Genomic DNA, 18416 nt, shown 5'->3' on the forward strand with positions numbered 1-18416 from the left:
GGAAGCGCCCGCCCCGTTAACCAATGAAACCATTAACACATGCCTAACCACGGCGGTGCACGCCCGGCAGCCGGGCAGCACCCGGAAATCACCCCCACCCGATTTCCGCCTCACAGCCCCATTAACCCCCTCGCGCGGTGCCGCAACAGCCCATAAACTCCCCCCATGCGAGTCGCGTTTCTCCTCTGTCTCATCCTTGCCGCCTGCGCCGCCCGCCCGCTCAGCGAAGCGGAAAAAACCTTTGCGGATCAGATCTTTGGCGACACGGCCGACACCGACATCATCCGCTTTCACGACGGGGCCATCGTCGAGAAAATCACCTACAAGCGCCCCAAACGCCCGCGCCTTGCCTGCCGCGAGCGCATCTGGCCCGAGCCCGACACCGAAACCGTCACCGTCGGCCCCGCCGCGCTTGCGCTTCACAACCGGATTTTCTTTGCCAAACCCTTCTATTCAAACGATTATCTCCACGGCTACCCCGAGGAAATGCACCTCTTCGCCGCCATGCTTTTCGCCCATGAGATGACCCATGTCTGGCAATGGCAGAACCGCGAGATCACCGGATATTCCCCGATCCGCGCCGCCAACGAGCACGATTTCAAATCCGATCCCTATCTTTACGATATCTCAACCGAAACGCGGTTTCTTGACTACGCGTTCGAGCAACAGGCCAGCATTGTCGAGGAATATGTCTGCTGCACCGCGCTCGACCCCGACGCACCGCGCACCGCACGGCTCAGGGGATTGCTCGACGGGGTGTTCCCGCTCGACCGGCTGCGTATTCCCGATACCGTCCACATCCCGTGGGACGGCGCGGAGAGAAAGGGCATTTGTCATTGAAGCGTTTCGAGGAATAGATGACACAAATCGTATCGCCAATATCCCGAGAGCGCAAAGCGCGGCTGGGTACTGGCGATGCAGGTTTTTCCCGAAACGCATTACAGGTATTTGGCGACCTCGGCCATGAAGTCGTCGCCACGTTTCTCAAAACTGTCATACTGATCGAAGGACGCTGCCGCCGGGGCCAGGAGGATCACCTCGCCCGGCTGCGCCTCTTCCACGGCGCGGCGCACGGCGCGCGCCATGTCGCCGCAAACCTCTGCCTCAACCCCTTGTAATTGCACGGCAAACCCGGCCGCCTCGCGCCCGATCACATAGGCCTTGACCACCGACCCGGTGACCTCAAGCAACGCGGCGATCCCGCCTTCCTTCTCCAGCCCGCCACAGATCCAGCGAATATTCCCGAAGGCTTTCAACGCCTTGGCCGCCGAATCCACGTTCGTGGCCTTGCTGTCATTGACGAACCGCACGCCGTCCTTCTCGCCCACGATCTGCGACCGGTGCGGCAAACCGCCAAAGCTCTGAAAACCCTTCTCGATTTCCCGCGGCGCCAACCCCAACGTCCGGCACACCGCGTAGGCGCAACAGGCGTTCTGGTGGTTATGCGCACCCGGCAGCCCGGCAATCTTTCGCAGGTCGATCGACCCGGCCTGCCGCCCCTTGCGGTATTCCGCCAAGAACCCATTCTTCGCAAAGACATGCCAGCCCGGCCCGGTCAGCTTGCGCTCGACCGAGACCGGGATCACCCGGTCATCCCCCGGCCCTTCCGACAACTGGTTGACCAGGTATCGCCCCTCGTCCTCGTCCACCCCGATGATGCAGCGATCCGGCCCCCCCTCGGCAAAGAGCCGCCGCTTGGCCGCGAAATAGCCGCCCATGCCGCCGTGCCGATCCAGGTGATCGGGCGAAAGGTTCGTGAAAACAGCAACATCCGGGGTCAGCGCCCGCGCGAGATCTGTCTGGTAGGAGCTGAGCTCCAGCACCACGACCCCACCATCCCCCGGCGGGTCGATGTCCAGAACCCCGCGCCCGATATTGCCCGCAAGCTCGACCGCGCGCCCCGCCTCGGCCAGCACATGATGGATCAGCGCCGCCGTGGTCGATTTCCCGTTCGACCCGGTTACCGCCACCACCTTGGGCACAGTGTCGAACCCGCCCCAGTCCGCCGCCCCGAGCGAGCGAAAGAAGAGGCCGATATCGTTGTCCACCGGCACCCCCGCCTCCCAGGCCGCGCGCACCACGCGGTTGGGCGCGGGGTAAAGATGCGGGATACCCGGGCTCAGGATCAGGCTGACAACGCCCTCGAAGGCACCGGGCGCGCCAAGGTCAACACATTGGAAGCCCTCACCTTCCGCCACCTCCCGCGCCGCCGGGTTGTCATCCCAGCACAGGGCCTCGGCCCCGCCCGCGCGCAACGCCCGCGCCGCCGAAAGCCCCGAGCGCCCCAGCCCCAGGACGGCCACGCGCCTGCCTTCGTATCCGCGCACGGCGATCATCGGCTCACCGCACCTTCAGCGTGGCAAGACCGATCATCGCGAGGATGAGCGAGATGATCCAGAACCGGATCACGATCTGCGGCTCGGCCCAGCCCTTCTTCTCATAGTGGTGATGGATCGGCGCCATCAGGAACACCCGCTTGCCGGTGCGCTTGAAATAAAGCACCTGCACGATCACCGACAGCGCCTCGGCCACGAAAAGCCCCCCCACGATCGCCAGCACGATTTCGTGCTTGGTGGCCACCGCGATCGCCCCCAGCGCCCCGCCCAGCGCCAGCGAGCCGGTATCGCCCATGAACACCGCCGCGGGCGGCGCGTTATACCAAAGAAACCCCAGCCCACCGCCGAAAAGCGCGGCGGAAAAGATCAGGATCTCGCCGGTTCCGGGCACGTAATGCACGTCGAGGTACTCGGTGAAATCGACCCGCCCCACCGCATAGGCGATCACGCCCAGCGTTCCGGCCGCGATCATCACCGGCATGATCGCCAGCCCGTCGAGCCCGTCGGTGAGGTTCACCGCGTTGGCAGCCCCCACGATCACGATGATCGAGAACGGAATGAAAAGCAGCCCCATGTCGATCAGGACATTCTTGAAAACCGGGACCGCCAGCTGATGTTGCAGCGCCTCGGGATGATACATCGTCGCCCACGACGCGGCGATAGCCGAGATCGCGAAACCCAGCAATAACCGCACCTTGCCCGGCACGCCTGAGGAATCCTGCTTGCGCACCTTGGCATAGTCATCGGCAAATCCGATCGCGGCGAACGTCATCGTCACGAACAGCACGAGCCACACGAACGGATTGTCGAGCCGCGCCCAGAGCAGCGTCGAGGTCAGCAGCGACCCCACGATCAGCAAGCCGCCCATCGTCGGGGTCCCGGCCTTCACGAAATGGCCTTCTGGCCCATCCTCGCGAATGGGCTGCCCCTTGCCCTGGCGGCGGCGCAGCACGTTGATCAGCGGCGGGCCGAAGATGAACCCGAACAAGAGCGCGGTCAGGAACGCCCCGCCCGCCCGGAAGGTGATGTATCGAAACAGGTTGAAGACATCCCCGCCTTCCGAAAAAGCGGTCAACCAATAGAGCATTCAGGCGTTCCTCTTGTTTGATCGGGTCCGTTGGCCCATTTCGCGGATCGCGTCAACAACCCGACTCACCTTGATCCCCTTCGATCCCTTGACCAATACCACGTCGCCCGCGTCGAGCAGCTTGCGCAGTTGCGCCACCATCTCCTCGGCGCTCTCCACCCAGAGACCCCGCCGCGAGGGCTCCAGCGCCTCGTATAGGCGCCGCATCCGCGGCCCGACACAATGCACCAAGTCAACGCAGGCCATGGCGTCAAGTTGCGCGAGCGCGGCGTGGTCATCGGCCTCGCCCGGCCCCAGTTCGAGCATGTCGCCCAGGATGGCAATACTCCGGCCGCGCCGCGCATCGCCGGGTTCGGCCGCCGCCAGCACCTCCAGCGCCGCCGCCATCGAGGTGGGATTTGCATTGAACGCATCGTCGACCAGGCTCAACTCGGCGCCCACGCCCGCATCGAGAACGATCCGCTCGCGCGTGCCGCGCCCCGCCGGTGGCTGCCAACGCGCCAGGTCGCCCACCGCGACCCCGAGATCGGCACCCAGCGCCTCGGCCGCGGCCAGAACGCCCAAACCGTTCATCGCAAGGTGCCGCCCGGGGCTGGCGATCTTGTAGAGAAGCGGCGCACCATGCACCCGCGCCTCGCAGACCGTGCGATCATCCGAAAGACGAACGCTTTCAAGCCGGTAGTCGTCGGATGTCTCGCCAAAAAGCACCATCCGCGCACCGACCGCGCGGGCCTTGTCCTGCAATATCGCCGCCGTGCCGATATCGGCATTGAGCACCGCAACGCCCCCCGGCTCCAGCCCGTCCAGAATCGCCGCCTTTTCACGGGCGATGCCCTCGATCGACTCGAAGGCTTCCAGGTGCGCGGCGGCAACGGTGGTGATCAGTGCCACATGCGGCCGCGCCATCCGCGCCAGCGGTGCGATCTCGCCGGGATGGTTCATGCCGATCTCGATCACGGCGAACTCGGCGTCGGCGGGCATCCGCGCCAATGTGAGCGGCACCCCCCAGTGATTGTTGAACGACGCTTCGGCGGCATGGGTGCGGCCCTGCCCCTGCAACACCTCGCGCAGCATCTCCTTGGCCGAGGTCTTGCCGACCGATCCGGTCACGGCAACCACCCGGGCGGTGCTGCGCGTCCGCGCGGCACCGCCCAGCGCCTCGAGCGCGGGCAGGACATCCTCGACGATCAACAGCGGCGCATCCGGGGGCACACCTTCCGGAACGTGCGACACCATCGCCGCCCCCGCACCCTTTTCCAACGCCTGCGGCACGAAATCGTGCCCGTCGCGCACATCCTTGAGTGCCACGAAGAGATCGCCGGGTGCGAGGCTGCGCGTGTCGATCGACACGCCCGCGACCGCCCAATCTCCCCGTGCCCGGCCGCCGGTGGCCGTTGCCGCTTCTTGCGCTGTCCAGAGCGTCATGCCGACCGCCCTTCCAGCGCGGCCACCGCCACGCTTGCCTGTTCGGCATCGTCAAAGGGCAACACGTCCTCGCCGATGATCTGGCCGCTTTCGTGGCCCTTGCCCGCGATCAGCAGAACGTCCCCGGGTTCGAGCTGATCCACCCCGCGCAGGATCGCCTCGGCCCGGTCGCCCACCTCGTAGGCATCGGGGCACCCCTCCATCACCGCCGCGCGGATCAAGGCGGGGTCTTCGCCGCGCGGGTTGTCGTCGGTCACGATCACCACATCGGCATGATCCGCCGCCGCCCGCCCCATGAGCGGGCGCTTGCCCCGGTCCCGGTCCCCGCCCGCGCCGACGATCACCACGATCCGTCCCGCCACGTGCGGGCGCAAGGCACGCAGGGCGGTGGCCACCGCCTCGGGCGTATGCGCGTAATCGACAAAAACCGCCGCCCCGTTGGCGCGGCGCGCAACCAGCTGCATCCGCCCACGCACGCCCGTCAGGTGCTCCAGAGTCTCGAACACCCGCTCGGGCTCTGCTCCGCAGGCAATGACCAGCCCCGCAGCCAGCAGCACGTTCTCGGCCTGGAAGCCGCCAATCAGAGGCAGGTAGCTACGAAACCGCTTCTTGTCCCAGGAAAAAAAGACCTCCTGCCCCGTCGTGTCAAAGCGTTGCGCCATGAGCTGCAGATCGGCGCTTTCGGTCCGACCCACGGCAATCACCCGCTGCCCGCGCCCTGCGGCGATTGCCGCCATGTCCGGCCCGCGCGGATCGTCGATATTGATCACCGCCACACCGGTCTCGGGCAGGACACGATCGAACAGGCCCGCCTTGGCCTCGAAATACTCGTCGAAACTGGCGTGATAGTCGAGATGGTCCTGCGACAGGTTGGTGAACCCCGCCGCCGCAAGGTGCACCCCGTCCAGCCGCCGCTGTGCCAGCCCGTGCGACGACGCCTCCATCGCCGCATGGCTCACCCCTTCGCGCGCTGCCGCCGCCAGCGTGCGGTGCAGCGTGATCGGCTCGGGCGTGGTATGGGCAAGTGGCGCGCTCCAGACCCCCTCGACCCCGGTGGTACCAAGGTTCACCGCCTCCTCGCCCAGCTCGGTCCAGATCATCCGGGTGAATGTCGCGACGCTGGTCTTGCCGTTGGTGCCGGTCACGGCCACCATGGTTTCGGGTTGCAACCCGAACCACAAGGCGGCGGTATAGGCCAGAACCTGCCGCGGATCCTCGCTCACGATCAGCACCGCATCGCTCGCGGCCAGCTCCTGCGCGGCGATGCGCGCGCCCGCCACATCGGTCAGGACCGCCGCCGCACCCATGCGCAGCGCATATTGAATGAATTCGCCACCATGGACCCGGGTGCCCGGCAGGGCGGCAAAGAGATGGCCATCCTTCACGTCACGGCTGTCGACCGAAAGACCCGTGACCCGCGCTTCGCGTCCGCCCCGGGCGGTCAGGCCCAGTTCGGTTAAGGTCTTGACCTGCTGCCCGCCACCCATCTGCCCGTTCCCCTTTTGTGGGTCAATTCGACGTGAGCGTTATACCAGCCAATTGCCCGGGCTCAAGCTGCGGTCTCAACCCCAGAAGGGGGGCCAGTCGGTTGATCATCTCCGCCGCTACCGGCACGGCCGTCCAGCCCGCCGTGCGCCGGACCTCGTCCAACGCGAAGGTCTCGGGCTCATCGAGCGTCAGCACAAGCACATATTTCGGATCATGCGCTGGAAAGATCGTGGCGAAACTCGCGATCACCTTGTCCTCGTAATAGCCGCCCTGCGGTGTCGGCTTGTCGGCGGTGCCCGTCTTGCCACCCACCACGTAGCCCGGCACATCCCCGAAACTCGCCGTGCCGTCGGTGACGGCCTTGCGCAGCATGTCACGCGCCGCGGCGGCCACCTCCGGGCGCATCACGCGCGGCCCGTCCTGGCGCCCGTCGCGCTTCAACAGCGTCGGCTTGATCCTGGTTCCACCATTGGCAATCGCCGCATAGCCAGCGGCCAGATGCATCGGGCTGACCGAGATCCCATGACCATAGGAAATCGTCATCGCAGAAATCTCGGACCATTTCTTGGGCAGAAGCGGCGTGCTACCGCTGGCCTCGACGATCTCGGCCGGTGTGCGCTCCAGAAGACCCAACGCAGCCAGAAACGCGCGCTGTTCCTCGGCGCCGATCTTCTGGGCCAGGCGCGCCGTGCCGACATTCGAGCTCTTGGCGATCACGTCCTCGACAGTGAGTTCAGCACCGTAGTCGCGGAAGTCGCGGATCCTGTGCCTGCCCCACCTGAGAGGGCCACTCGTGTCAACCATGGTCGAGGGCTCGACCAGGTCCAGCTCAAGCGCCTGCGCCACGGTGAAAATCTTGAAAGTCGAGCCAAGCTCGTAAACTCCCTGTACCGCCCGGTTGAACAGCGGCGTGTCGTCAGGCGCCCCTTCGGTCGGTCCGCGTGGGCGGTCATTCGGATCGAAATCCGGCAGGCTCACGACGCTGATCACCTCACCGGTATGCACGTCCATCAAAACACTGGCCGCACCCTTGGCATTCATCAGCTTCATGCCACCCCAGAGCACCTGCTCGGCCGCCGCCTGAACGGTCAGGTCGAGCGACAATTGCAACGGCCTGCTCTCTTCGCTCGGATCTCGCAGGAAGTCGTCAAACACCTTTTCGACGCCCGCGACACCGATCAGCTCGGCCGCGTCCACGCCTTCCCTGCCAAAGGACGCGCCGCCCAGCACGTGGCTGGCCAGCTTGCCATTGGGATAGAGCCGCATCTCGCGCGGACCGAACAAGAGCCCGGGATCGCCGATGTCGTGCACCGCCTGTTTCTGCTCGGGGCTGATCTTGCGCTTGATCCAGACGAACTTGCGCTTGCCCGTGAAATCGCGCACGAGCCGCTCCTCGTCCAGATCGGGAAATATCTCCGCAAGCGCCCCGGCCACCCGCACCGGATCGATCATCTGTGGCGGCTGCGCATAAAGGCTGTGGGTTTCCAGGTTGGTGGCCAGGACCCGCCCACGGCGATCGACGATGTCGGAGCGCTGCGCGACGATATGGCTGCCTTCGGCCCGGGCACGTGGTTCCTCGGGTTCGGAACTGGCCATGACGCCCATACGCACCCCGATCACCGCATAGGCACACAGGAAAATCACACCCAGGACCAGCAGCCGGCCCTCGGACCGGGCGCGGGTCTGGTCGCGCATTTCTTCGTGGCGCAACCGGGTGTTCTCGCGCTCGATGACATCCGGATTTTCACCCTTGGCGCGGGCTTCGAGGATGCGCGCCAGCGGGCGCAGCGGCGTTCGGATCATGGGTCGGCCTCCTCTGCCGATACATCGATGGCATTCTCAAAATCCAGGACCGGCGCGGCGGGCGCGGCAGGATAGGCCACCTGGTCGATTCGCCCGAACTGCTCGGGCGAGAGCGGCAACAGGCCCAGGCGATCGAAATTGATGTCCGCCAATTCCCGCAACCGGTCCGGCCGGTTGAGATAGGCCCATTCCGCGCGCAGCATCGCCAGGCGCGACCGCGCCACGCCAATGTCGCTTTGCAACTGCTCGGTCTTCGAAAGCGCCTCCTGCGTGCGATAGTTCTCGTGATAGGCCCAGAAGGCCAGCCCGATGACCACGACCGCCGTTATCGCCTTCAACAGGGTCTTCATCGCCCTCGTCTCCCCGTTCTTCCCAGTTGCGGCATGCCGATCGCGGCGCGGTCCACCGGCTCGGCCGGGACCGCGGTGCGTCGCCCCACGCGCAGCTTGGCACTGCGGCTGCGGGGGTTCTCGGCCAGTTCGGCCTCATCCGGCCCGATCGCCTTGCGCGTCTTGACCTCGAACTGCGCCGGTTTCTTCTGCAGGGGGGCATGGCGGCTGCCACCACCGCCAGCGCCACCGGATTTTTCGGCGAAGAATCGCTTCACGATCCGGTCCTCGATCGAGTGAAATGTCACCACCGCCAATTGTCCGCCGGGTTTCAGCGCCCGTTCCGCCGCCTCCAGCCCGGCGACCAGTTCGCCGTATTCGTCGTTCACCGCGATCCGCAGCGCCTGGAAGGTGCGCGTCGCCGGATGGCTCTGGCCCGGTTTCGGGCGGGGCAGCGATCTCTCGATGATCGCGACCAGTTGCAGCGTGGTCTCGATCGGTCCCTCGGCCCGTGCCCGCACGATATTGCGCGCGATCCGCCGGCTGGCCCTTTCCTCGCCATAGTGAAACAGGATATCGGCCAGCGCCCCCTCGTCCGCACCGTTGACGATGTCGGCGGCAGTCGGCCCCGCCTGGCTCATCCGCATGTCGAGCGGCCCCTCGGCCATGAAGGAAAACCCGCGCTCGGCCTGGTCAAGCTGCATCGAGCTCACCCCCAAATCCAGCACCACGCCGTCGAGATCGGCACCATATTCATCGAGCTGCGAAAACCGCCCCTGCACCAGCTCGAGCCGCGCGCCATAATCCCCGGCCCAGCTTTCGGCCATCTCGAACACTGCCGGGTCACGGTCCACCCCGATCACCTTGTCTGCCCCGGCCTCCAGCAAAGCGCGCGCATAGCCGCCCGCGCCGAATGTCCCGTCAAGCCACACACCCGTTACAGGTGAAACCGCCCGCAAGAGCGGGCGCAGCAGAACAGGGATATGGGGGGCATCATCCTGGGCACGGGCAGCGGGTGCCATCATTCGTCACCCCGCACCTGGTCAAGAAAGATCAGCGGGTCGAAATCCTCGGGCTGCTCGTCCAGCCAGGCCTCGGTTTCGGCCATCTCCTCACGCTCATAGGTCTCGGGATTCCAGATCTGGAACGTATCGCCCGCGGCGATGAAGAACGCCTCGTTCTCCAACCCGATTTTCTCGCGCAGCTTCGCCGGCAGCACCAGCCGCCCCGTTTCGTCGACATTCGTGGGCAAACTCTGCCCGTGATAGAGACGCTGGAGGATCTTGCGCTCTTTCGACCCGCGCGGCAGGCTGTCGATCTTGCGATCCACCTCGTCGATCGCCTCGATCGTGTAGCATTCAAGGAATTTGCGTCGGTGGTCGCCATAGACGATCACGAGGTTGGGGTTGAGCCCCTCGGTCCAGTCCGGGTCGCCCGCCTCCAGGACACGGCGAAACGAGGCCGGGATCGACACCCTGCCCTTCGCATCCACCTTGTGGTGGCTCTCGCCTCTGAACCTGCGGGTCACTGTCCCATGGTCCCTCTTGTCCTGCCTCGCCCCGAAACGGATTCCAGGGCCTTTAACGAGAAAACGGCGGATTGAACTGCTGCCACTGTTCAATCCGCCGCCCTCGTCCCGCTTGTGCGGGGTGTCCGACTGCGCGCGCCACCTGGGGGGATGTCTGCTCGCCCGCGCGCCGGATCTCATTGTGCGATGAAAGCGGGTGCCTGTATGAAACCTGACTTGGGAGTTTTGTTCGGGGTCTTGATTTGCCCCTTGATCCCGTCCTCATCGTGTCTATAGGGATGCCATGGGAAATCATGGGTTTCAACTGTTTTCTGCGGGAACCACCCTCAATCTCCTCTTTCAGGTCTCACCGAAAGTCAGAATTTGAAGGGGCACTCACCTCAAATAACACCGTAATTAGCGGGTGAATACATCCATAACGACTAAATATGGTATGAGATAAGCAAGCTAAAAATATCCCACGATTTCCCAGAAAATCCACCTCATGCGCCTGGAAGCAACCTCTTCCTCGTGCAACATCCATGAAAAACGGCGCGAATCACGTCTGATTCACGCCGCTCCCGCCAGTTGATTCGATGAATCGCAGCCAGATCATGGGGCAGGCCCATCTATTCCCATGACGCGGCCCACGATTTCCCATATCGCGGCCGGGTCAGATCACCCCGGCCTCGGTCAGCCGCCCGGCCAGGCGCTCGTAAGCTTCCGCCATGACGCCCGCGCCCGCCGCGACAGGACGACCGGAGTCACCCCCCAACCGGGTCTCAAGGTCGATGGGCAATTGCGCCAGGAGCGGCGCGCCGATCTTCTTGGCCTCGGCCGCGACACCACCCTGACCGAACACATGCTCCTCGTGGCCGCATTTCGGGCAGACATAGACGCTCATGTTCTCGATCAGGCCGATAATCGGCACCTCCAGTCGATTGAGCATGTCGATCCCCTTGCGCGCATCGAGCAGCGCCACGTCCTGCGGCGTCGAGACCATGATCGCCCCGTCCAACACGCTCTTCTGCGCCAACGTGAGCAGGACATCCCCCGTCCCCGGCGGCAGGTCGACGATCAGAACGTCCAGATCGCCCCATGCCACCTCGGACATGAATTGCTGCAACGCGCCCATCAGCATCGGCCCGCGCCAGATCACCGCCTGTCCTTCTTCCAGCATCAGCCCGATCGACATGACCTTCACGCCATGGGCCTCGGGCGGCAGAAGCTGATTGTCGGCACTGGCCTGCGGCTTGCCCGTGAGCCCCATCATCCGCGGCTGGCTCGGCCCGTATATGTCGGCATCGAGCAGGCCCACCCGCCTTCCGGCCCGCGCCAGCGCGACGGCGAGGTTGGCGCTTACCGTCGATTTTCCGACACCGCCCTTGCCCGATCCGACCGCGATGATCCGCTTGACCCCGGCCGGCTTGATCTTCGCCGCCTGCGGACTGGGGTGCCGCCCGATCTCGAGATCCGGCGGTGGCGCCTTCTGGGCGGGTTGCGCCGGGCCGTGCGCGGTCAGCACTGCCGACACTCCCGCGACCCCCGGCAATTTCTCCACCAGACTCACCGCCGCCACACGGACCGGTTCCATCTTGCGCGCATCCTCGCTGTTGGCCGCCTCGATGACGAATCGTACCCGCCCATCCTCCACCGACAGCGCCCGAATCATATCGCGCGAGACCAGGCTCCCCCCGTCAGGCAGCTGGAGTCGGTCCAGCGCGTTCAGGATGTTTTCGCGCATTGCACTCATTTTCTTCCCCTGTGACGTGGTTGTGATCCATAGATGCATCATAACTGCGCCTTTTTGTGCAATCCGCAAGTCCAGCGCCCGGAATTGCATCAGCGCCATAACGCAACTCATTGAGATCAATCGCGATTTCCCTTGCGTCAACTATGCAAATGCTGCATGGCAGCATTGAAAATTCGATCATTGTGCAACTGCAGCATCGGGCTATATTGGTCTCAACGAAACGAAGACACGATCCGGAAAGGCAACAACATGGCATTCGCAGGCAACACTCAAGCCGCACCCCATCACGGGCTGGCAGGTCTGGCTGTCCATGTCGAGGCACTGGTCGAACGGTTCAACCTTTACCGCCACTACCGCCGTACGCTGGCGGAACTTGGCGGGTTGAATGCCCGCGACCTGGCCGAGATCGGTCTTTGCCGAAGCAATATCCGCTCGGCAGCCTACGAGGCGGTCTACGGATCGCAGAACTGAGTTTGAATTCAGAGGCCCCTCTCCTCCTCCCTGGGGTTCATCTGATCAGGCGGCGGGATCGCTCCTCCTCCCAGATCCCGTCGCCGCCCATATTAGAGAATTGCGCCGGGGTCGCTCCTCCTCCCAGACCCTGCCGCATGTAAGAGACGGCGGCACCCTCTCCTCCTCCCTGAGTGCCGCCGTTTTCTTTTCCGAAAGCCTGATACCCCAATACGCCAGCATCACCGCTCGGCGGTTGCCCCTGGCCTGCCGAACCCCCAGCGCACGCCACATTTACCTGATCAAACGTCATGAGCAGGCGGCAGACCCCGGCAGCCGGGCGGCAGCCGAATGTCAGACGGATATCACCCCCCGATTTTTCAACGAAAAGGCCCGTTAACTTTTCTCAGAACGGGATATCGTCGGCCCCGCTGACAAAGCGCGCGACCACCTTCTTCACCCCGGCTTTTTCGAACTCGATCTCAAGCTTGTCACCCTCGATGCCGGTGATCTTCCCGTAGCCGAATTTCTGGTGAAACACCCGCTCTCCCACCGTATGACTGCTGATCGCCTCAAGATCTATGACCTGGTTTCTCGTTTCTTTCGGCTGGCTTACGGGCCGTTGTTGAGATCGCGCCTGCATCCGCCGCCAGCCGGGAGAATTATAGACATTGGCCTCGGCCGCGCGCGTCTCGACCCCGCCTGACGCCGCCGCGCCATAGCCGCCCCCGTATAATCCGGGTGGCGTCAGAACCTCGACATGCTCTTGCGGCAATTCATCGATGAACCGGCTCGGCATCTGGCTTTGCCATTGCCCGTAAACCCTTCTGTTTCCAGCAAAACTTATCGTGCAAACCTCCTCCGCCCGGGTAATCCCGACATAGGCGAGGCGGCGCTCCTCCTCCAATCCCTTGATCCCGCTTTCATCCATGGAGCGCTGCGACGGGAACAACCCGTCCTCCCATCCCGGCAGGAACACCGCCGGAAACTCCAACCCCTTGGCCGCATGCAACGTCATGATCGAGACCTTCTCGTCCTGCTCATCGCTGTCATTGTCCATTATCAGGCTGACATGCTCCAGAAATCCTTGCAAGTTTTCAAAAGATTCCAGTGCCTTGACCAATTCCTTGAGGTTTTCGAGCCGCCCCGGCGCCTCGGGCGTCTTGTCGTTCTGCCACATCTGCGTATAGCCGGATTCGTCCAGGATGATCTCGGCCAGTTCCACATGGCTCAACTCAGGGCTACCCATCATCCGGCCCCACCGGTCAAGCCCGTCCACAAGTCGCGCCAACTCTACGGCACCCTTTCCCCCGATCCCCTTGGATTCAATCAGGATTCTCGCACCATCCGAAAGTGCCACACCGTTCGACCGCGCCGCCTTCTGGATCTTCTGCTGGGCGACATCTCCCAATCCCCGCTTGGGTGTATTGACGATGCGCTCAAAGGCGAGATCATCCCCGGGGCTGACAACCAAACGGAAATAGGCCATCGCGTCGCGGATCTCCATCCGCTCGTAGAACCGCGGCCCACCGATCACCCTGTAGGGCAGCCCGATGGTCAGGAACCGGTCTTCGAAAGACCGCATCTGGTGCGACGCGCGCACAAGTATCGCCATTTCGTTCAGTGAAAACGGGCGGACGCCACGGGTGCCCCGTTGCAACGCCTCGATTTCCTCACCGATCCAGCGCGCCTCTTCCTCACCGTCCCAGTGGCCGATCAGGCGCACTTTCTCGCCTTCTTCCGCCTCGGTCCACAGATCCTTGCCCAGCCGCCCCTCGTTGCCGCGGATCACCCCGGACGCGGCCTTGAGGATATGCGGCGTCGAGCGGTAATTCTGTTCCAGCCGCACCACCTTGGCGCCAGGAAAATCCTTTTCAAACCGCAGGATATTGCCCACTTCTGCCCCACGCCAGCCATAGATCGACTGGTCATCGTCGCCCACGCAGCAGATGTTCTTGTGCCCTCCCGCCAGCAGCCGCAGCCAAAGGTACTGGGCCACGTTGGTGTCCTGGTATTCATCGACGAGGATGTAGCGGAACCAACGTTGATATTGCTCCAGAACATCCTGATGCCGCTGGAAAATCGTCACCATGTGCAACAACAGGTCTCCGAAATCCACCGCGTTCAGTTCGCGCAATCGCACCTGGTATTGCGCGTAAAGTTCAGTGCCGCGGTGGTTATACGCCCCTGCCTCGCTTGCCGGAACTGTGTCCGGTGCCCATGCGCGGTTCTTCCAATGGTCGATGATCCCCGCCAATTGCCGGGCTGGCCAGCGTTTATCGTCGATATTGGCCGCCGCAACCAGTTGTTTCAAAAGGCGCAACTGATCATCCGTATCGAGAATCGTGAAGTTCGACTTGAGGCCCACAAGTTCGGCATGACGGCGCAGCAGCTTGACGCAGATCGAATGAAACGTGCCCATCCACGGCATTCCCTCGATCGACTGCCCCAACAGGCGGCCCACGCGTTCCTTCATCTCGTGCGCCGCCTTGTTGGTGAAAGTCACCGACAGAATCTCGTTCGGGCGCGCCTTGCCGGTGTTGAGCAAGTGCACGATCCGCGTGGTCAGAGCCTTGGTCTTGCCAGTTCCCGCCCCCGCCAGCATCAGAACCGGCCCGTCCAACGCTTCGACCGCCTCCAGTTGGGCAGGGTTCAACTCATCCAGATAGGGAGCCGGACGCGCCGCCATCGCCTGGGCCGAAAGCGGCGCAGCCGCAACCTCATATTCGTCTTCAAATCTGCTCATGGCGCGAAGAGTAACGCGTCGTCACGGCAAGATAAAGGGATGTTCGCCCCTTGTTCCCTTGGTTTTCTGTGGACAAGTCCCCCCATGGAGCCAACAAATACGCCCATGGACCTGCACACAAAATACCCGGGCCTTCCCGATCTTGTCACTCGTGCGCGCGGACGCATTCCGCATTTCGTGTTCGAGTATCTGGACAGCGCAACAGGCAACGAAGCGACCCTGCGCCGCAACCGCCAGAAACTCGACGAGGTGTTGTTTCACCCCTCGATCTTGCGCGGCGCCATGACCCCCGAACTGTCGGTTAAACTTTTCGATAATGAAATCGCGCTACCTTTCGGCATCGCGCCGGTTGGCATGTCTGGTCTGATCTGGCCCAACGCGGAAAAACTCTTGGCACAAACGGCGGCGCGGGCGGGCATTCCTTATTGCCTTTCCACCGTCGCCAGCCAGACGCCCGAGGATGTCGCGCCGGTTCTGGGCGATCATGCCTGGTTTCAGCTTTACCCCCCCAAGGATCCCGGGGTAATGCGCGATCTGGTAGGACGTGTGAAAGACGCCGGGTTCAAGGTTCTGGCAATGACGGTCGATGTGCCGGTCGCCTCGCGCCGTGAGCGGCAGACACGCTCGGGCCTGACACAACCGCCGCGGCTCACCCCACGTCTGTTGTGGCAGGTGATGCAACGCCCTGCCTGGGCATTGGGCACGCTCAGACAGGGCCGCCCTCGGCTCAAGACGATTGAAACCTATGTCAATGACAACCGCACCCTGCCATCGACCGAACATATCGGCTATCTCCTGCGCACCTCGCCCGATGCAGCCTATCTCGCGGCGCTGCGCGAGGCGTGGGATGGACCCCTTGTTCTCAAGGGCGTGATGAACCCGGAAGAGGCGAAATCTCTTTCCGATCAAGGTGTTGATGGGGTCTGGCTTTCGAACCACGCCGGTCGGCAGTTCGATGCCGCGCCCGCCAGCATCGAGGTTTTGCCCGCGATGCGCGACGCCACCGACCTGCCCATCATCTTCGATAGCGGAATTGATGGCGGGCTTGATATCCTGCGGGCCCTCGCGCTCGGGGCAGATTTCGTGATGATGGGCCGGGCGTGGCATTACGCGCTGGCCGCGCTTGGTCCGCGCGGCCCCGACCATCTGCTCGACATGTTCACCCGCGATATCGTGTCAAACATGGGACAAGTGGGCATTGAACGATTTGCCGACCTTCCGTCGCGCCTTGTTCAGGACCGGTCGTGAACGAAACACGGCGCAGCCCAGCAATGTTGCAGTAATATTGCAGCACGTGTATTGCGCTGCACTGCAGCATCACGCTAGCAATGCGCGTGAACCTGCACGTTCAAGGCTCGAGGGATCCAATAAAACATGGCCGAATTCCAGAAAATCCTGATTGCGAACCGCGGTGAGATCGCCATTCGCATCATGCGCGCCGTCAACGAGATGGGCAAACGCACCGTCGCGGTCTTCGCCGAAGAGGACAAGCTGTCATTGCACCGGTTCAAGGCGGACGAAGCCTATCGCATCGGCGAGGGGCTGGGACCCGTGGCCGCCTATCTTTCGATCGATGAAATCATCCGCGTGGCCAAGGCAAGCGGCGCAGACGCGATCCATCCGGGTTATGGCCTACTCTCGGAAAACCCCGATTTCGTTGATGCTTGTGATCGAAACCGGATCGCCTTCATAGGCCCCAGGGCCGAGACAATGCGCGCATTGGGCGACAAGGCCAGCGCGCGGCGCGTGGCGATCGAGGCCGGCGTGCCGGTGATCCCGGCGACCGAGGTTCTGGGCGATGACATGGACGCGATCCGCGCCGAAGCCGCCAAGATCGGCTATCCCTTAATGCTCAAGGCAAGCTGGGGCGGCGGCGGTCGCGGGATGCGCCCGATTGCCGAACCCGCAGAGCTTGAAGAAAAGGTCCTGGAAGGCCGCCGCGAGGCCGAGGCCGCCTTCGGCAATGGCGAAGGTTATCTTGAGAAGATGATCATGCGCGCGCGCCATGTCGAGGTTCAGATAATGGGAGACAAGCATGGCGGCATGTACCACCTCTTCGAGCGCGACTGCTCGGTCCAGCGCCGCAACCAGAAAGTCGTCGAACGCGCCCCCGCCCCTTATCTGAGCGATTTACAACGCGCCGAGATCTGCGAGCTTGGATACAAGATCTGCAAGCATGTGAATTACGAATGTGCCGGCACGGTCGAATTCCTGATGGATATGGATACGAGCCAGTTCTATTTCATCGAGGTGAACCCGCGCGTGCAAGTCGAACATACCGTCACCGAGGAAGTGACCGGCATCGACATCGTCCGTGCGCAAATCCTTATCGCCGAAGGGAAAACCATCGCGGAAGCGACTGGTAAACCTGATCAGGACCAAGTCACACTTAACGGGCACGCGCTTCAATGCCGGGTGACTACAGAAGATCCGCAGAACAATTTCATCCCCGATTATGGCCGCATCACCGCCTATCGCTCGGCCACGGGCATGGGTATTAGACTCGATGGTGGCACGGCCTATGCCGGTGGCGTCATCACCCGCTACTACGACAGCCTTCTGACCAAGATCACCGCATGGGCGCCGACCCCGGAAATGGCCATTGCAAGGATGGACCGCGCCTTGCGAGAGTTTCGCATTCGCGGGGTGTCGACCAATATTGCCTTTGTCGAGAACCTGTTGAAACATCCGACGTTTCTTTCGAACGAATACACGACCAAATTCATCGACGAAACGCCCGAGCTTTTCAATTTCAAGAAGCGGCGCGACAGGGGCACCAAGGTCTTGACCTATATCGCCGACATCTCGGTCAACGGCCATCCCGAAACCCAGGGCCGTCCGAAACCACCCGCCGGGGCGAAACCACCCCGCCCGCCCCATGTCCCGGCCGGGCTGGCGCCCTATGGCACCAAGAACCTGCTCGATGAACAGGGGCCACAGGCCGTTGCCGACTGGATGAAGGCGCAAGATCGGCTATTGCTGACCGACACGACTATGCGGGACGGGCACCAATCATTGCTCGCCACGCGGATGCGCTCGATCGACATGATCAAGATCGCGCCCGCCTATGCCGCGAAACTGCCCCAGCTTTTCTCGGTCGAATGCTGGGGCGGCGCCACCTTCGACGTGGCCTACCGCTTCTTGCAGGAATGCCCGTGGCAGCGCCTGCGCGACCTGCGCGCGCGCATGCCCAATCTGCTCACCCAGATGCTTTTGCGCGCCTCCAACGGCGTAGGCTATACTAACTACCCCGACAACGTGGTCCGGGAGTTCGTGCGACAGGCCGCCAAAACCGGCGTCGATGTTTTTCGTGTCTTTGACAGCCTCAACTGGGTCGAGAACATGCGCGTCGCGATGGACGCCGTGATCGAAAACGACCGGATCTGCGAAGCGGCAATCTGTTATACCGGTGACATCCTAAACCCGGATCGGGCAAAGTATGATCTGAAATACTATGTTGGCATGGCCAAGGAACTGGAGGCGGCGGGGGCC

Annotated in this window: 14 protein-coding genes; 4 read left to right on the top strand and 10 right to left on the bottom strand. The window is 63.2% G+C overall.

Going from position 1 to position 18416, the window contains the following annotated elements:
• Positions 1-165: 165 nt before the first annotated feature.
• Positions 166-840 carry a hypothetical protein gene (locus ACESL9_RS12610; protein WP_372674918.1) on the top strand — a complete coding sequence of 225 codons (675 nt, stop codon included), beginning with the start codon at positions 166-168 and terminating at the stop codon, positions 838-840.
• A 98-nt stretch (positions 841-938) separates the two neighbouring features.
• Here the strand turns inward: ACESL9_RS12610 and murD are convergent, their stop codons facing one another.
• The 9 genes from murD to ACESL9_RS12655 all read right to left on the bottom strand — a co-directional run bounded on the left by murD (position 939) and on the right by ACESL9_RS12655 (position 11728).
• Positions 939-2336 carry a UDP-N-acetylmuramoyl-L-alanine--D-glutamate ligase gene (gene murD, locus ACESL9_RS12615; RefSeq protein ID WP_372611075.1) on the bottom strand — a complete coding sequence of 466 codons (1398 nt, stop codon included), beginning with the start codon at positions 2334-2336 and terminating at the stop codon, positions 939-941.
• A 4-nt stretch (positions 2337-2340) separates the two neighbouring features.
• Entirely contained in the window at positions 2341-3423 is a 1083-nt protein-coding gene (mraY, locus tag ACESL9_RS12620; protein WP_372674919.1) for a phospho-N-acetylmuramoyl-pentapeptide-transferase, read from the bottom strand.
• The gene (locus ACESL9_RS12625; protein WP_372674920.1) at positions 3424-4848 is read right to left on the bottom strand and encodes a UDP-N-acetylmuramoyl-tripeptide--D-alanyl-D-alanine ligase; all 1425 of its coding nucleotides are present in this window, start codon (positions 4846-4848) and stop codon (positions 3424-3426) included.
• Positions 4845-6335: a UDP-N-acetylmuramoyl-L-alanyl-D-glutamate--2,6-diaminopimelate ligase gene (locus tag ACESL9_RS12630; RefSeq protein ID WP_372611081.1), complete on the bottom strand. Its 1491-nt coding sequence runs from the start codon at positions 6333-6335 to the stop codon at positions 4845-4847. Before ACESL9_RS12630 ends, ACESL9_RS12625 begins: the two co-directional genes overlap by 4 nt.
• Positions 6336-6357: 22 nt before the next feature.
• Positions 6358-8139, bottom strand: a complete 1782-nt coding sequence (locus tag ACESL9_RS12635; RefSeq protein WP_372674921.1) for a peptidoglycan D,D-transpeptidase FtsI family protein — start codon at positions 8137-8139, stop codon at positions 6358-6360.
• The gene (locus ACESL9_RS12640; protein WP_372674922.1) at positions 8136-8489 is read right to left on the bottom strand and encodes a cell division protein FtsL; all 354 of its coding nucleotides are present in this window, start codon (positions 8487-8489) and stop codon (positions 8136-8138) included. Before ACESL9_RS12640 ends, ACESL9_RS12635 begins: the two co-directional genes overlap by 4 nt.
• Entirely contained in the window at positions 8486-9490 is a 1005-nt protein-coding gene (gene rsmH, locus ACESL9_RS12645) for a 16S rRNA (cytosine(1402)-N(4))-methyltransferase RsmH (protein ID WP_372611087.1), read from the bottom strand. The genes ACESL9_RS12640 and rsmH overlap by 4 nt, the downstream gene beginning before the upstream one ends.
• Positions 9490-9996, bottom strand: a complete 507-nt coding sequence (gene mraZ / locus ACESL9_RS12650; RefSeq protein WP_372611089.1) for a division/cell wall cluster transcriptional repressor MraZ — start codon at positions 9994-9996, stop codon at positions 9490-9492. The genes rsmH and mraZ overlap by 1 nt, the downstream gene beginning before the upstream one ends.
• Positions 9997-10648: 652 nt before the next feature.
• The gene (locus ACESL9_RS12655) at positions 10649-11728 is read right to left on the bottom strand and encodes a P-loop NTPase (RefSeq protein ID WP_372611091.1); all 1080 of its coding nucleotides are present in this window, start codon (positions 11726-11728) and stop codon (positions 10649-10651) included.
• Between the two features lie 249 nt (positions 11729-11977).
• Here ACESL9_RS12655 and ACESL9_RS12660 point away from each other — a divergent pair, with 249 nt between their 5' ends.
• On the top strand, positions 11978-12199 hold the full coding sequence (locus ACESL9_RS12660) for a DUF1127 domain-containing protein (protein WP_372611093.1): 222 nt from the start codon (positions 11978-11980) through the stop codon (positions 12197-12199).
• 385 nt (positions 12200-12584) lie between these two features.
• Here ACESL9_RS12660 and ACESL9_RS12665 read toward each other — a convergent pair whose 3' ends face one another.
• A complete protein-coding gene (locus tag ACESL9_RS12665) occupies positions 12585-14924 on the bottom strand; it encodes an ATP-dependent helicase (protein WP_372611095.1) in 2340 nt (779 codons plus the stop codon).
• Between the two features lie 105 nt (positions 14925-15029).
• Here ACESL9_RS12665 and ACESL9_RS12670 point away from each other — a divergent pair, with 105 nt between their 5' ends.
• Both ACESL9_RS12670 and ACESL9_RS12675 read left to right on the top strand, forming a co-directional pair.
• On the top strand, positions 15030-16172 hold the full coding sequence (locus tag ACESL9_RS12670; RefSeq protein WP_372674923.1) for an alpha-hydroxy acid oxidase: 1143 nt from the start codon (positions 15030-15032) through the stop codon (positions 16170-16172).
• A 126-nt stretch (positions 16173-16298) separates the two neighbouring features.
• A partial coding sequence (locus tag ACESL9_RS12675) for a pyruvate carboxylase (protein WP_372674925.1) occupies positions 16299-18416 on the top strand: 2118 nt, incomplete at its 3' end.

The organism is Aquicoccus sp. (assembly GCF_041686535.1).
In the GTDB taxonomy this organism is placed as follows: Bacteria; Pseudomonadota; Alphaproteobacteria; order Rhodobacterales; family Rhodobacteraceae; genus Aquicoccus.